20 protein-coding genes and 5 pseudogenes are annotated in these 13,992 nt (G+C 47.2%); 2 read left to right on the forward strand and 23 right to left on the reverse strand.

Annotation, left to right across the window (positions count from 1 at the left end; genetic code table 11):
- Nucleotides 1–66 precede the first annotated feature (66 nt).
- The 3 genes and pseudogenes from ACMWKA_RS23570 to ACMWKA_RS23580 form a co-directional block, all read right to left on the reverse strand.
- A complete protein-coding gene (locus tag ACMWKA_RS23570) occupies nt 67–594 on the reverse strand; it encodes a hypothetical protein (protein WP_047363552.1) in 528 nt (175 codons plus the stop codon).
- Nucleotides 595–651: 57 nt separating this feature from the next.
- Nucleotides 652–780, reverse strand: coding sequence for a hypothetical protein (locus ACMWKA_RS23575; RefSeq protein ID WP_260624113.1), 129 nt, complete (start codon nt 778–780; stop codon nt 652–654).
- 162 nt (nt 781–942) lie between these two features.
- Nucleotides 943–1,322 (reverse strand): annotated as a pseudogene (locus ACMWKA_RS23580) (terminase small subunit); the annotation flags it as partial.
- A 22-nt stretch (nt 1,323–1,344) separates the two neighbouring features.
- Here ACMWKA_RS23580 and ACMWKA_RS23585 point away from each other — a divergent pair.
- The gene (locus ACMWKA_RS23585; RefSeq protein WP_050861223.1) at nt 1,345–1,632 is read left to right on the forward strand and encodes a hypothetical protein; all 288 of its coding nucleotides are present in this window, start codon (nt 1,345–1,347) and stop codon (nt 1,630–1,632) included.
- A 124-nt stretch (nt 1,633–1,756) separates the two neighbouring features.
- Here the strand turns inward: ACMWKA_RS23585 and ACMWKA_RS23590 are convergent.
- A pseudogene (locus tag ACMWKA_RS23590) lies at nt 1,757–1,969 on the reverse strand (hypothetical protein).
- A 63-nt stretch (nt 1,970–2,032) separates the two neighbouring features.
- On the opposite strand from ACMWKA_RS23590, the gene ACMWKA_RS23595 reads away from it, so the two are divergent.
- Nucleotides 2,033–2,617: a hypothetical protein gene (locus ACMWKA_RS23595; RefSeq protein ID WP_348566682.1), complete on the forward strand. Its 585-nt coding sequence runs from the start codon at nt 2,033–2,035 to the stop codon at nt 2,615–2,617.
- A gap of 154 nt (nt 2,618–2,771) precedes the next feature.
- Here the strand turns inward: ACMWKA_RS23595 and ACMWKA_RS23600 are convergent, their stop codons facing one another.
- The 19 genes and pseudogenes from ACMWKA_RS23600 to ACMWKA_RS23690 form a co-directional block, all read right to left on the reverse strand.
- Nucleotides 2,772–3,236 carry a lysis protein gene (locus tag ACMWKA_RS23600; protein WP_348566683.1) on the reverse strand — a complete coding sequence of 155 codons (465 nt, stop codon included), beginning with the start codon at nt 3,234–3,236 and terminating at the stop codon, nt 2,772–2,774.
- A 47-nt stretch (nt 3,237–3,283) separates the two neighbouring features.
- Nucleotides 3,284–3,355 (reverse strand): annotated as a pseudogene (locus ACMWKA_RS23605) (lysozyme); the annotation flags it as partial.
- Between the two features lie 2 nt (nt 3,356–3,357).
- A pseudogene (locus tag ACMWKA_RS23610) lies at nt 3,358–3,573 on the reverse strand (terminase small subunit); the annotation flags it as partial.
- Nucleotides 3,574–4,025: 452 nt separating this feature from the next.
- Nucleotides 4,026–4,439: an Ivy family c-type lysozyme inhibitor gene (locus tag ACMWKA_RS23615; RefSeq protein ID WP_014832168.1), complete on the reverse strand. Its 414-nt coding sequence runs from the start codon at nt 4,437–4,439 to the stop codon at nt 4,026–4,028.
- A gap of 390 nt (nt 4,440–4,829) precedes the next feature.
- Nucleotides 4,830–5,348 (reverse strand): hypothetical protein, encoded by a 519-nt coding sequence (locus tag ACMWKA_RS23620; RefSeq protein ID WP_014832169.1) that lies wholly within the window; start codon nt 5,346–5,348, stop codon nt 4,830–4,832.
- Nucleotides 5,345–5,881: a lysozyme gene (locus tag ACMWKA_RS23625; protein ID WP_029882063.1), complete on the reverse strand. Its 537-nt coding sequence runs from the start codon at nt 5,879–5,881 to the stop codon at nt 5,345–5,347. Before ACMWKA_RS23625 ends, ACMWKA_RS23620 begins: the two co-directional genes overlap by 4 nt.
- Nucleotides 5,881–6,183, reverse strand: a complete 303-nt coding sequence (locus tag ACMWKA_RS23630; protein ID WP_014832171.1) for a hypothetical protein — start codon at nt 6,181–6,183, stop codon at nt 5,881–5,883. The genes ACMWKA_RS23625 and ACMWKA_RS23630 overlap by 1 nt, the downstream gene beginning before the upstream one ends.
- Nucleotides 6,184–7,255: 1,072 nt before the next feature.
- Nucleotides 7,256–7,447: a hypothetical protein gene (locus tag ACMWKA_RS23635; RefSeq protein ID WP_029882064.1), complete on the reverse strand. Its 192-nt coding sequence runs from the start codon at nt 7,445–7,447 to the stop codon at nt 7,256–7,258.
- Between the two features lie 194 nt (nt 7,448–7,641).
- Complete coding sequence (locus ACMWKA_RS23640) at nt 7,642–8,475, reverse strand: antitermination protein (RefSeq protein ID WP_029882065.1); 834 nt, start codon at nt 8,473–8,475, stop codon at nt 7,642–7,644.
- Nucleotides 8,472–8,834, reverse strand: coding sequence for a crossover junction endodeoxyribonuclease RusA (gene rusA / locus ACMWKA_RS23645; RefSeq protein ID WP_038420920.1), 363 nt, complete (start codon nt 8,832–8,834; stop codon nt 8,472–8,474). The genes ACMWKA_RS23640 and rusA overlap by 4 nt, the downstream gene beginning before the upstream one ends.
- Before the next feature lie 2 nt (nt 8,835–8,836).
- Nucleotides 8,837–9,037, reverse strand: coding sequence for a hypothetical protein (locus tag ACMWKA_RS23650; protein ID WP_029882066.1), 201 nt, complete (start codon nt 9,035–9,037; stop codon nt 8,837–8,839).
- A 4-nt stretch (nt 9,038–9,041) separates the two neighbouring features.
- Nucleotides 9,042–9,644, reverse strand: a complete 603-nt coding sequence (locus ACMWKA_RS23655; RefSeq protein WP_029882067.1) for a DUF1367 family protein — start codon at nt 9,642–9,644, stop codon at nt 9,042–9,044.
- 39 nt (nt 9,645–9,683) lie between these two features.
- Nucleotides 9,684–9,926, reverse strand: coding sequence for a hypothetical protein (locus ACMWKA_RS23660; protein WP_224065701.1), 243 nt, complete (start codon nt 9,924–9,926; stop codon nt 9,684–9,686).
- 106 nt (nt 9,927–10,032) lie between these two features.
- Nucleotides 10,033–10,257, reverse strand: a complete 225-nt coding sequence (locus tag ACMWKA_RS23665) for a DinI family protein (RefSeq protein ID WP_014832176.1) — start codon at nt 10,255–10,257, stop codon at nt 10,033–10,035.
- A 366-nt stretch (nt 10,258–10,623) separates the two neighbouring features.
- A complete protein-coding gene (locus ACMWKA_RS23670; protein WP_038985459.1) occupies nt 10,624–11,073 on the reverse strand; it encodes a VOC family protein in 450 nt (149 codons plus the stop codon).
- A 393-nt stretch (nt 11,074–11,466) separates the two neighbouring features.
- The gene (locus tag ACMWKA_RS23675; RefSeq protein WP_040022244.1) at nt 11,467–11,685 is read right to left on the reverse strand and encodes a hypothetical protein; all 219 of its coding nucleotides are present in this window, start codon (nt 11,683–11,685) and stop codon (nt 11,467–11,469) included.
- A 303-nt stretch (nt 11,686–11,988) separates the two neighbouring features.
- Nucleotides 11,989–12,438: a carboxymuconolactone decarboxylase family protein gene (locus ACMWKA_RS23680; protein WP_014832179.1), complete on the reverse strand. Its 450-nt coding sequence runs from the start codon at nt 12,436–12,438 to the stop codon at nt 11,989–11,991.
- A 276-nt stretch (nt 12,439–12,714) separates the two neighbouring features.
- Complete coding sequence (locus ACMWKA_RS23685; RefSeq protein WP_414760654.1) at nt 12,715–13,401, reverse strand: replication protein P; 687 nt, start codon at nt 13,399–13,401, stop codon at nt 12,715–12,717.
- A pseudogene (locus tag ACMWKA_RS23690) lies at nt 13,398–13,992 on the reverse strand (hypothetical protein); the annotation flags it as partial. The gene ACMWKA_RS23685 and the pseudogene ACMWKA_RS23690, both read right to left, overlap by 4 nt.

Here is a 13,992-nt window from a genome sequence, read left to right on the forward strand (position 1 = left end):
GGCACTTAATGAATGCCTGATCTAATGCCGCACAATGATGGCAATAAAAAACCGCCTGGAGGCGGTTCATTCGACAAGTCCATGGACTCTAGCGCTTAAGGATTTTTTCAATTCTTTAAATGCCTGGCCAGTACTCTTGACCGACGCATTTAGTAATTTACGCGCCTCTATGGTATCTAAATCATTCCGTTCATGCGCGTGATAAGCTTTATTTCCTGAGTCTAGATGACGTCTTAACTCGGCCATAGCAGGGGTTAGTTCTGGGAAATAAAGCGGCAATAAAGTATCCAAGCGGTCATGGGTGCTTCTAGCACTGAACTCAGAAAGGAAGGTGTGAAATTGTGCTTTTGTTAACTCACCTTTGATAACGGCTAACTGATAAGCTTGGTAATTGAACACATCCTTATCCCAGGTAGTCAGCAGGAGATAGAGCTCCTCTGCTTTTCCTAAAATTAACTTCTTATTTTGTGTTTCTTTTTCAAGTTTTGCTTGGGCTTGAAAGCGCTTTTCGTTGAATATGTTGGCAACCCAAGCGCCGCCAAGCGCGCCGAGGACAGCTATTAACGAGGTAATGAGTGGGACATACTGAGCCATGCTTAACTCCCTTTTTTTGGAGATATAATAACGTGCTTTATCGTCCAATCACTATGTTTAGTCTTTACAATTTTTTGCCCACGCTTTGTTATGCGCCAGGATGTCTTTCTTCGTCTGGCGGTCCAGCACATCCCAGTCGTGATCCGTTCCGTAGATGGGTTTAACCCAGTCGCAAGCCGTGTACACTACCTCACCCCTTACGGACTCAGTTGTCACACGCTCGCGATCAACATCGTCGCCAGGCATATGGTTAACAGCCTGGTTTCTCGTTCGTTTTTTTGCGTGGCCCTCTGCTACTTCTGTGCCGCCACTTCCCGAGCGAATAGAAGTCCTTCCCATACCAAGCCGCTTAATTTTCTTGAGCAATGCAGCGGTGTTCCCTCGGCTGACATATCGACGACATTCAGCCCGGATAGCGTTGTCCTCCAGACCTTAGGCCAATGAGATACCGGCATAAGCACTTCTGTAGAGGTCAGAATGTCCAGCTCGTCCATTTGGTCTATCTCAACAAGACGATTCAGGACATTTGTCGCATTTATGCAAACCAGATCATTGCGTTGCGCTTTAAGTTCGGCAATTCTGTACTGGATGTCAGGTTTTGACAGGTCTTCGGACGCGGTGCGGTTAGCTGTCTTTGTGCGGTACCCCGCCCGAATAGCCGCTTGCGTGGCGTTTAAATAGATGCGGTACTCGCGACACAACATATCTTGCTTGTCGGTGAGTGCCATAAATATCTCTGAGAGGAATTCAGTGGAAAAGATTGAATTTAAAGTAAAAAATGGCCGTGACATTGCGTTCGTAGGGAAAGAGGTTGCATATGAGCACGATCCTGTACAGGATGTAGCCTACCGTATTTATGAGACTGAAAAAGGGAATTGGATATTTGTTGCATCCTCCAATGAGGGATATCTTTTACAACAACAGGTTTTCAAGAACAAATCCATTGAAGAACTTGTAAAATTCTTTGGTTTTACAGATATTGCAAAATCGATTTATCAACAACTTGATATCGATACCACTCAAAACCTCGACATCTAATACCGTAAGGCAACTTTCCAAAACAATCTTCTAAAGAGTCACCGCGTAGTGACTCTTTTTATGATAGTTAACACAAGAGAATGATTTATTTCAGAGGAATAATTTGAATTTCTTTTTATTAATATCATTCGTCTTTTACGATTTTTTCTGTCAGTCGCGAAGGCTCTTGATTGAACTGCACGTGCTTCACATCGGCAGGTGCGAAGTACAGCCATTCTCCCGTCTCGGTCGCCAGCGACACAAAGCCTTTAACCCGCACAGGCTGACGCCGAGACAACTTTCCCGTGAAGGTTTAGCCTGTCTGGGTGGTTAGCGTGATTTGGTAGATGTCGGTCATATCTCGCTCTCAACATTTTGTGTTTTAATGGATATCTAATGCACATTAATAAATGGAGAAGAGATGAACCCTTTAATTTTTATTAGGATCTTCGGTGAGGTAGACATCTCAAAATTGATTCTTTCGATTGACCAAAATGATGATGAACTGGGCTCGGTTCTTAGAGTTCACCTTCTGTGTGAGCGCCTGCTCGACGCGTGGATAGCGGCTCAACTCGAAAGAGAAGATTTGTTTGAAAACTCAGCAGGAGAAAAAATTAAATTCAATCCAAGCTATATTATGAAGCTGGGGCTAGCCAAGAAACTGGGGATGAATGCAGGCCTATGCTCATGCCTTCAAACTATCAATAAAATTAGGAATAGCTTTGCTCACCGCTATGATTGCGAGCCTCTTTTAGATAAAGACATGCAAACTATGGCTAGCATACTGAAGGGTATTCCTCTCCCAGGTAAAGTTAAGAGCGTCGACGATGTTGATTTCAAGATTTTGGATAACAGCGGCAATGAAATAAAAAGCTACTATTTCAACGATGAAAAAACACCAAATCGCATCCGCCTTATTATTATCTTTTCCAACATTCTTGCAAGAGTAGTCACTACTGTTGGTGAGGATTTTGATAAAATTAACCCTTTAGGATTTAAATACTAATATAAAACAATTACCTACAGTATGCCAAGCTTAAAGCCTCATAAGAGAACGTGTCAGAATCTCAAGGATGAGGCTCTATTTCTCCTGAGCCTGCTTATCCCATTCCTCACGGAACTTGGATGGGTTTTGCCTACCTTGTAATGACATGATCACCTCACTTTAAGCACTGCTCTTTGATGTATTCCTGCATGCCGCGAATCATTTTGTCAGCGGTTGCGATTCCGTCCCGGTGATCGAAATAATTCCGTCGAGCGTCTGGAGTAAGTTCGGGGGATCCTGCATCATCCACGCCGGTGGCGGAGGTGGCTTTTGACACTCCAGGGCAGGTTGCGGCGATGCGCAGCCGTTTAGCGCCAGAATCGACATCCCGACGCAAATCGTTAATGTTTTTTTTCGCATCGGACAATTCCTTCGTGTATTTGGCATCCAGCGCAGCGACATCTCGCTGGCGGGTCTGCATGTCTTTGATGGTGGCGTTCGCTAGGATGAGCTTCTCCGTCGCTTTATCACGCTGGTCTTTGTAGGTGATAGCGTTGCCGCGGTAGTGGTTAATCGCCCAAGACATAGAAATCAGCATGCATATAACGACGGCGCAGATGATGGCTGTTAATCGGCTCATTTCTGGCCCCACATGCAGACTTCGCGCTCAATCTCCCGGCGCGTTACTCACCCTTTCCACTGTTTGCCTCCAGCATGAGTCCAGCACCGCAGCTGATCGCATACGCCTTTCAGGTTCCCATGTCCACCAGCTCATCTGCGCTTTTATCTTTCTGCGCAGTGCGTGCTATCTTTCGCGGGTAAATTTTTGTATTTTGCGTAGCAGTTTTCTTGATATAGCGACGAGCAGTTACATAATTAAGGTTATGTGTCTCGCACCATTCCTTAGGGGATATGCCAGTAGCAGCGTGATCAGACAGGAACCGCTTCTGCAGCTCGCCCCAGTCCGGCTTAGCCATTGTTACCTCTAAACTGAATGAACTTTAGACGTCACTCACAGCTTCAGTATTTGAAGCAATGAAGTATTTTTTCTCAAAGAAATCTTGAAATGAGGATTTAAGCTTATGAAATATGTATAACTACGATGACGTACAGAAAATCAAGGCCAATCTCGAGTGGATAGTGCATCAAGCCTCTGCCCGGTCTCATTTGCGCACTGAGCATGATCAATTAGTGATTTCCGATCTAATGGAACTGATTCAGACATATGAAACTCTTCTGGACCTTGTAAGCAAATTTGGTGCTTCCGTCTTAAATTCGGAAATCATAGCGGGTCTATCAATCACAGAGGAATTCATTGCTAAAGTTAAGCGGAATGAAGGTGCGATGTGAGCGACCAACACACTGTGAGACGATTGATTCGTGTATTGAAGCTTCAAACTGGTGGATTACAGTTTGAAGCATGGGTTATTTAATTGCCGTACAGTCGATTGAAAAGCGCATTTTTCATCGCATCAGAATCAATCGGATCCACGTTTAACCAGGTCAATGTCTCTTGGTTCTTTTCTGCATTGAAATCAGAAAACACACCATGGATATCACCGTTATCAGGTGAGTAGAGAACAGCAATATTCTGTTCTGGGCAACTGTGTGGTTTACACCCTGACAGAGCAATATACTTTTTGCCCGCAACTGTTACTTCGGTTGATGGTGTGCTTGTGCCACCACTTTTTACCCATGCAGGTAGTTTATTTTGACTTATCAGTTGGGAGTAGCTCTTAGACGTGCTTTTTGCACTGGCGAAGTCAGAAAGATACTGCCCTTCCTCAGCAACAGCGCTGAACGAAACCAAAGCCATAGCAGCGATAATCACTTTACCTTTCATGTTAATCCTCATTCCATAAAGACACCTCAACTCTATACCTTTACAGTCGCTATGTCAGCCCTATGGATAATCAGAGCATTTGATGTTACTGCCCGGCCCAAATGATTAGGTAAGGATTATCTTAATCACTAGCGCTTATGCTTGTTGATTACTGCCTGACTGCCAAACTGTTCAGGACTCTGATGCGGAGAATGCCAACTCCAGGGAATCATCGATAAAAAGAGCATGTGAAACTGAGACTCCTTTAGCTCTCCTTGCGAGGGCTTTTTTTTTGGATAGTGGCGCTTCGCTTGCTAAATATTGTGTGTTTTCTAAAGTTAAAAGGTGGCTTTGCTATGTCAGGTAAAGCCGTCGTTCAGAAATACCCGTGTGCTCAAGGACGAGCCATCCCTAATTCTTTCTTTCCAACTCGATCTGCCTTATGCCAGCGAAATTATTGTTTCCCTTTTCAATTACAGCCAATAGCGGCTTAATCCACAATACTGCCTGGCAGTACGTCATGGAGCTGGTGGCAACGGCACGATCATCGGCTGTGTCAGGTCCATTGGAATCGGTGTGCATGGCGCTGGCACGTAAACGGTGCGCGTATTTGAGCAGCCCACCAGCAATGTCAGCAGGAACAGGCAGATCACAGGTTTTTTCACGGCGGAGAATCTCCCGGTATTCGATTACGGTTTCTTCGGTGCTGGTGTCAATCAGGGAGTTGAGCCTATTGGCATGTTCTGCAACCTGATTGAATCGATTGAAGTTGAATGCCTGGGTAGCGATAACCTGCCCCTGCAGAGAATTGTCACTTCGCAGAACGTCGTTTTCGCTTTGAAGATTGCTGGCCTCCAAGCAGCTCTTAACGAGGGCGACCGAAAGGCCAGCAATAATGACAACGCCGATAATACCCGGATTAATTTTCACTGGTCTATCCCCCAGCACGCCAGCGCGCTTTCCTGGTCTCTCCGTTCCACCTGACCGTAGCAGCCGTTCTTCTGACCTTTAGTCATGCGGCAATCGCGACCACCGTCTTTAATCCACCAGCGGATTGCCTCGCATGCCCCGCGGCGGTCACCGGCATTAATGCGCTTATAGAACGTGGACGGGAAGCACTTACTCGGCCCGATGTTGTACGGGCAGAAGGATGCGATCCCAGCTTTCTGCGGTTCGGTAAGCGGTACCGCAATATTGCGGTCAACCCACGCCAGAGCCTTATTGCGTTCGATGGCGTTCACTTGATTGCATTTGGCCTGAGTCAATTTCATGCCCTGCACAACCGGTTTACCATCAACCATCGTTGCGCCGCGGCAAATAGTCCAGATACCGCCACCATCTTTATAGGACGTGAGGCTGTTACCCTCTTTCTCATTCAGAAACTGGTCGAGGATTACGGATGCAGGAGCACCAGCTAGTATCAGCCCCAGAACTGCGGTACTCAACTTTGCTCTGGATCCCATCACTCACCTTCCTTTTGTAAGGCCTCAACGACCACGCTTGCAGCAGCAGGACGCTCGTGAAGGGGTTTATCACCAACACCTTTCAGATAGTCATTGACCATTTTTGTTCGCTTCTCATCCTCTCTACGCCTGCGGTTTGCATCTACCCGCCCGTTAATGTAGGAGGCAAGCGAGATAAGCAGACCAGCAGCGCCAAAGAACATGAACACCAGATCCTGAGTGGTAAATCCAATGGCTGACGCCAGAGCTGCTACCCACGCGAAGAACTGCGTGAAGATGTTCCCTGAATCATTCATTTTCATGGTCTCTCACCTCGCTAAGTGCGGGTGCTGTTGCTAGAAATAAAAAAGGCTGCCAAACGGCAACCTTATGATGATCTAAACCTGCTTGAGCGCCCTTCTCATGAGGAGTGCAATAAATTAAATAATCCTTAAGAGAGCTATTTAACCCATTAAAATAATTAACTATTCAAATAGTTATCTATTGTTATCATTTGGGTTAAGTTAAAGAAAATCTTCTTAGGGATATAAGACATACAAGCGGGCATGCACTGGCTTTATTAATGCGGAGAGGATTGATGTCGTTCTCCGCACTTTTTAGTGCTTACATCTGGCTACCAATGCCACTAGTCAAGACATTAGTGCCAGAAACGCATTGAGACATTCATCCACCTCTAATTATGCCCACCCCATTCAGAAGATTTGAGTGAATAAAAAAAGCCCGCTTTTGAAGGCGGGCTAATGAGTTGACTATTGGTAAGGTAGGTGCGAGTAGTACCTATGCTCAGTAGTGAAACTGTATCGGCTTATTCACGTTTGGTTCTGGAGAACCATCAGGCAGTTATCTTCGACCCACTTTTCAAGCGTAGCAGCAGTTTAAAATTTCATAAAAAAAGGCCTGCTTTTTTACGGCAGGCTCTCAAGGAAATTGAAACTGTATTGTTATTGTCATGGTGCCGGGTGCCTCCCGGTGACCCTACCCCAGTGAGCAAGGCCGCGTGCATACCTGCAGAGCGCAGTTGACTGGAACGCCCTTTCGCTTAGAAAGGATTCACCACACGCATAAATTACGCATGAAATATTCACTCGGTCAATACTGTTCATCATTGGCAAAAAAAAGCCTGCTCGGAAAAGCAGGCATAGATCGCTAAGTTGGAAATAATTGAGGGTGTGGTGCCGGGTGCCTCCCGGTGGAAATGATCACAGCACTCATTCCCGCGCGCTGGTTGGACACTCTGGAGAAATGTCCTGCTGAATCGCCCCTCCGCTTAGGGGGATCCACCACAAAAACGCTTTCAGAAACATCCATTCTGCAGGATGCATAAGAAGCTTATGTGCAGTATGAAGAATCTGCCACGTAATCAGATGAATATATTCATTTAAATGGTACAGGCAGAGGGCCTTCAATCACCTCGGCCTCTCCGTTATCGCAGATGTCGTCACCCTGTGTCAGGTGCCAAATACCATTAAAAGTAAGTCCCGTCTCAAGGTCTTCTGTAACACCATTGCTAAAGTAAGCAACCTGTACTCTGCCGTTGTGTTGAATCCAGTAATAGCCTTCTGTCATCATTCCCCCTCCTCTTTGATATAGAGATTATAAGAGGCAATGAATACTGATGATTTTAGTAATACTTAAATCGCTATTAAGCAAAAAGCCCCACGGGGTTAACCGCAGGGCTTTAAACGAAGGCAATAACCCATCGTTAGAGCAAAATTACCACAGATTCGGGAAAAGTAAATAGCTCACGATAAAATAATGCCCTACTTTGTTATCTGCTTGAGCTGCGCATCAGCCCAAGCCTCTTCGATATCAAACTTGGTGATGAGCTGGTCGTAGAATGGCTTAACAGACTTCTTCCAGGTATCGAGGCTGATTTCATCCGTTATCTGGCATACCGCGGCGTAAGCCTCAGTTGATGGGATTCGTTCATACCCCCGCCCGCTGCAACGCTTGCAATCGGCCATAACCGGAACACCCTGCTGTTCTGTAAGGGCCTGATTGACGGCTTTCCCGCGTCCATGGCAATCTTTACAGGCACAACTAACGACCCTCTTACCCTTACACTGAGGGCAGAGAACGCGCGCTACCTCCCTAACCTGCCTCCGTACCTCATGCTCAGAAGGTCGAAAATCTTCGACGCCCATATTCAGAGACATCTTCACGAATCTCTTCTCTTTTGCCAGAGTGTGAGACTTCGTGCTGAAAACCTCAGCGTCTACAAACCCTTCCCCATTGCAGCCATCACACTGCTTCACGCTGGCGGCGCTGCGGGAATAATCCTCGAAAGCGAAGCTGGCCAACCGATGCATCACCAGTGGTTTAATCTCTGCATCAAGCTTCCGTAATGCCGCAACCCGATCGCACTTAGTCAGCGCGTACTGGGCCAGCAACTCAATCGCCCTCTCCCGGTCATTGTTGCTGATACCCATCTTCCCGAGAAAAGCGCTGTAACCCATGGCGGCCCGTTCCTGCGTCATGCCCATCGCAGCCATAATATCCGAACCGGTTAATGCATCTGATGCCGTAGCACGAGGAGAGTCGCTAATCATCGTCGATTTGGCGAAGTGATATTTGAGTGTATTCTCGAGATTCATGCGGTCTCCAGTTCGGTAATGGTGAGTTCTAATTTCCCGCCCTTAACGACAGGCATTTTCATAACGCGATAATCCACAACCTGGCAATCATCCAGCCAGAATCCCGCCTTGGTTAAAGCGTCGAATGCAGCCTTTTGCAGGTTATCCAGATCGCGGCGCCGGCGATCGGGCATGTAACATTCAATGCGGATTTTAAGTGGTGCGGCCGTGCGGATATTAAGCCGGGCGCTTCGAATGACACTGGCGACCGCATAGCGATACGCGACGCCATCAGCACTGATATGCGTGCGTCCACGGTTGTGCCGGTAATACCGGTTGTTACTCGGCGGCCAGGGCAAAGTGATTTGATATGTCTTCACGTTCACCCCCACAACCGGTTTCGCCAGCGACTGTCCGGGCGCGCTGGTGTATTTGAGGTCGGAAGGAATGCACTGACAGTCCAGGTCACGTAATCCTGATTAAGGCTGCGCTCAACTCGCACGCCGCGCGCTTTGTAACGCTTAACCAGTTCTTCGGCCTGTTCGGTGCTGCAATCGGTGTGGTGGAACCAGGAAAACTTCATTCCATCACCCCGCGAAGCCAAGCAGCTGCGCGGCGACGTTTTCGGCTTCATCGCGACTGCGGAATGAACGGGACAGGACCCAGCGCCAGAGGACATCGAGCGCAGCTTTATAGAGTTGCTGGAACTCGAGCTCGTCCATGTTGGCAAACGAGATGCTACGAGGATGCTTTTTGAGTGTGCCGTCAGGCAGCTGAATGGCATCAAAGTGCCCTGCTTCGACGATCACCCAGGAGCGGTAAGCGTCAAAGGATTTGCACAGGCTAATGCCATTTGTGACCCGGCGGTATGCAACCTGCTCAAGATAATGCTCAGCAGCATCGATCAGCGCGCCCTCATTGCCGGCATACGAAGCCAGGAACTTGGCGTAGCCAGTAATCAGCTTCCTCTCGTTACTCGAGATAGCCCCGCCGGTTGGTTCCCAGTATTCAAAACCGAGATTGAGAAGCGCGAAAAAGCGCCGGTGAAATGCCGGGTTTCGTACCCGCCTGAACTCGGCAACAAGAATATCGCCGAGCCGGGTTTTTGATTGCAGGATATCCCTGGTCTCGGGCGTAGCCGGGATCAGTATTCCTGAATGGTGTTTGATAAGTTGTAATTCTAGCGCCATGGTTCTCTCCGTGGCGCATCAGGTATAGGTTGTTCAGGCCTATGAAAGAATAATATCAGACGGTGGTGTAACTCGGTACCCCAGTCGTTTTGCAAATTGCATAAACCCGTTGAGAGTGAATATTTCTTCCTCTTCGAGCAACGGTCGTAATGAAACTATTCCATTTACTCGATAAACCAGATATCTGCCCTCAGCCGGGAAGCTATAGATAACTGCTTTATCGGCCCTTCTGACCACGTCGTACCATTGATCATCTGCATTAAAGGCATCTGCACTACACACTATTTCCCCCAGAGCGACTTATTGACGCGGTAAACAGTAATCGGGAACAGCCAGGGGAACGCAAACAGCGATACTCTTTGAAACTGCTCCAGTGAAATTCACGCGATTAATAAAACCACTCGTCGGCGCTTTCCCAGGTCTCCTGCACGATTTGCTCAACCTCTTTCTTGTCGCCCCCGAAAACACTCAGACCATCATTGCTGGCACGCTTGATCGTTAGCTGACAATTATCAAACTGCTTGCTGAGCCTTTTGAGCAGTTCTGACTCTAGTGCAGGTATAGCTCCATCAGGAAGTTTCTTCATGCGATCAATGGCTAACTCGATTTTCATTTTTCCCTCCGCAATGAACACCTGTATGCATATACAGTATATTTATAAACGTATCTTACGGATTTTGCAACGATTAAAGAGTGTTAGAAGGATGGAGCGCTTCCAAGCTTGCAGGTATCGGTTTTAAGAACGATTTGGGACAGATCTCAGATTTGGTGGTCTACACAATAGTTATGTTGAATAGATTTCAGAGGAGTTTAGTGCAGTTTCACTACTAAATTGTGGTTTCGATATGAGATTTATAAAATGAAAATTCGTAAAGGCTATTATGGAGCTTGCTGTTACTAAGCAACAAATTTGTCAGCAAGCTCTAAAACGACATGAAACATTACCAGTGCGTAATGTAATCCAACCGGTTATCGAAATTTACTGAGATGCAGGCACTTTATCATCCTGACGGAAAGCCTCGATCCCGACTTTCTGACCATAAGAAAGTTCAAGTGTGTTACCATCAGGATCAGCGAAGAAGACATAATAACCCACCGGTTCGCCTGCCTGAACCGGTTCTTTTCGCAAGATGCCTTCCATTCTGGCCATCGCTACCTTATTGTCGATTTCTTCAATGCTTGAACAAGCTACTCCCAAGTGACCGAAATTACCCAGAGGGGTGTCAGTAACAGCATCAACCTGAACAAGGACAAGTGCAAAAGGTCGAGTTCGGTCACTTAACCACGCGACTTTACGTGCCTCCGGAAGGTCAGGCTCTCGCCTGTGTACGACTTCCATGCCAGCATAACGGCTGTAGAAATCAATGCTTTTTTCCAAATCTCTAACAACAAACGCAACGTGCGTAAAACCGACATCAATCTCTTTCATAAGACTAATCCTTTGACTATCTCCAGAGTCCCCATCTTAAAAGCTCAAGTTAACTTGAGGTCAAGAGCCTTTCAATCAATGATTTGCTGGATTTCTTGCACGTATTGTTCAATGCCGTTCAGGGTTGCGGCGTATGCTAACTCCAGCAAAATGAAGATTAAGCCTGCTACTCAAAGAAAAAAGAACTCAGTTGAGATGCGGTAAACGGAGCAGGCTTAAATAGTTGGTCTCATTTTCGCTCACAAAGAACCAGTTCATCCTCATACCCTCCTACCAGCTTTCATCCAATCATATTTGGCTTTTAAAGCTCAGCTGGTATCGACCAGTCAGCGATACTTGCGCAGCAAACGTGCCGCGCATATACAGTGCTGGCTTACCTTTTATCAAACATGCTCACGCCTGTATCCCCTTCCCCCTTGCCAGGTTAATTCTGTCAATGCATTCCCTTAATGCTTTGACTTGCTCAGGGGTGAGTTCAGATTCATCAATTGTGGCCAGAAGCGCGTTGAGGGAGCGCTCAATGTCGTTTTTAGTCAACCGTAAACAGATAACCTTAACCCAACGTGGCGAGAACTTGCTGAGGCCGATTGCTCTTGTGATACGTAGTTTCATAGGATGCCTCTTAACCGCCAGTGGTGGCGATTTCAAACTCGCTTATAACACACGTGGAGAAGACTTATGTGATTATTTCGCTATAGAAATTTCTAAGGGTCGTTTCACTTGAGGACAATCAGGCTTTCAGTAAACGTCTAAATTGGTTTTCCAGCATGTCACACAAGCGCCTCGTCATAACCCGAAGCGGCTTATCAAGTGAAGGTAGTTTTTACGGTCATGCACAGGCTGGGATGTCATTTTTGTGCCAGAAGCAGACTTTAATATAGCTCCAGAGTCCTTTATGGGAGCTATTTACATCTGTCAAGCTTTAGCAAGCGGCTTCATTCGAAAACTAATACCCATACGATTAATGGCATTCATGGTGGCAATAACAATGGTAAGTTCAACCAAATCTTTTTCACCGAATACAGAAAGCGCTGCGGAATATGCTTCATCGGAAGCATGTGTTTCACTAACACGGGTAACTTCTTCCGCCCATGAGAGGGCAGCTTGCTCTATATCCGAGAATAAATAGGTAGCTTCTCGCCAGACAGGCACCAATACAATCTTTTCGACGGACATGCCACTCTTGATAAGATCGCGAGTATGTATATCTATGCAGTGTGCACAACCATTGATCTGGGAAACTCTTAAAAAAATTAAATGGATCAGCTCGGCAGGTAAACCTGTACCAGTAGTGGCGTAATGATGGAGCGCTGCTATAGCCTTGCCACCTTTATCGGAAACTTGAAACCAGTTTGGACGCTTCATCGTTATTTCCACCTTTTTGAGTTGTTTAAAATAAAAAGATGCCTCACAGAATCGCTACGACTGAATGACAGAATTTAAATTAGTACGTCTGCTCAGACGTTGTAATCTTAACCATTGATGTCATAGATAAAAGAGACAAAAAATGAGTAAAACGGTAGGACAATTATGGGATACCTCATGCAGTAAAACTGGATAACAATTTTTAAAAGTAAACCCTGAGTGTTGATAAAATCCACGGTAGAGTCCGCTTCTCGCTCATAACAGACCATTTCCTCACTATGCCCTGCCATCTGCTTTCATCCGTTGATATTTAGCTTTCAAAAGCTCCGCCGGTGTCGGCCCTTTCGGAGCAACTGGCGCAGCCAACGCCCGACGAATAGGCGGAATCGGCTTTCCGGCTAGCACCCGCTTTTCCCACCTATCCAGAATATCACCGGCCTCACGCTCAAGCTCTTTGTGACTGAGTTGGCCATCAGTTCCGCGACGCCGCAGCTCGAGGCAAATGTGGTAATAAACCGGCTTCGGCCAGGGGTACTGCTCACTGCTCGGGTACCGAAACACCAGCTTGCGCCACTTCCAGTATTCAGCCATCACGTCTGCGGTGGTGACCCCCAGCACGCAGCGCCCTTCCCTGCACCACTTGATGAACTGGCCAGGCGATGGCAAGAATGGACGCTCCTGGCGACGCACCATACGCATGCCGGCTTCAACCTGCTCCATGGTGTTTATCCCGTTTTCTTTGAAGGCCAGCACCCACTGGCGGCGGATTTCGTCAAAGTCGTCCTGGCTTCGGTTAACCAGGCTTGCAGGGAACGCGGCCGCCAGCTGCACAAACAGGCCGTTGATAATCTGCGCCACCTGCTGTGTTTGTTCGCGCTCGGTGTACTGCTCAGGCAGGTTGTGCGCCACGCGGCGAGCCTGTTCCCGGTCAAAATTACGAATGCTCTCTGCGAGGTTTTTCATTCCAGCACCCCGTCAATCCAGTCGGTGTTATGCAGGTCGATGCCGCTCCGGGATGGTTTTACCGCTGCGGTTGCACGCAGCCGTTTGGTGGTGAGCTTATCCCACTGCTTTCGCAGACTTGAAGGGCTCAGAATGTTGTCTTTCCAGAATTCGTCCCGGTTAGCCCACTGGAACAGGTCATAGATTTCGTAGTGAGTACGCTTGTCCTGGACACGCATCAGCCTGATGGTGTTTGCCCATTCAGCCCAGTTTGGCTCGGATAGCGATGCGTTGACGGTGAGAAGCCTGTCGTAAATCCAGCGTGCGGCCTTGAGGTCGTCAGCGGATCCCCATGATTTACCTGCCGGGGTGTATATCCCGGCGGCAGCTTCTGGATGGCGTGAGAGAAACTTTTGAGTTTTCTGGTTTCGGGGTTCGTCAGAATTCCGAGACGAGGATATTTTAATATTGTTCTTGTTATAGTCTTGGGTGTCTACCGTTTCCGGGAAGGTTTTTAATGAGATGGTCACTCCCTCCTTCCCGGTACTATGCTGAGGACAGGCTTTCATTCGGAGAACTATCATGGAAAACATTGCGCTCATTGGTATCGAT

Origin of the sequence: Enterobacter sp. 03-F-07-AD-ECC, from assembly GCF_047530935.1 — a bacterium.
GTDB lineage: Bacteria > Pseudomonadota > Gammaproteobacteria > Enterobacterales > Enterobacteriaceae > Enterobacter > Enterobacter cloacae.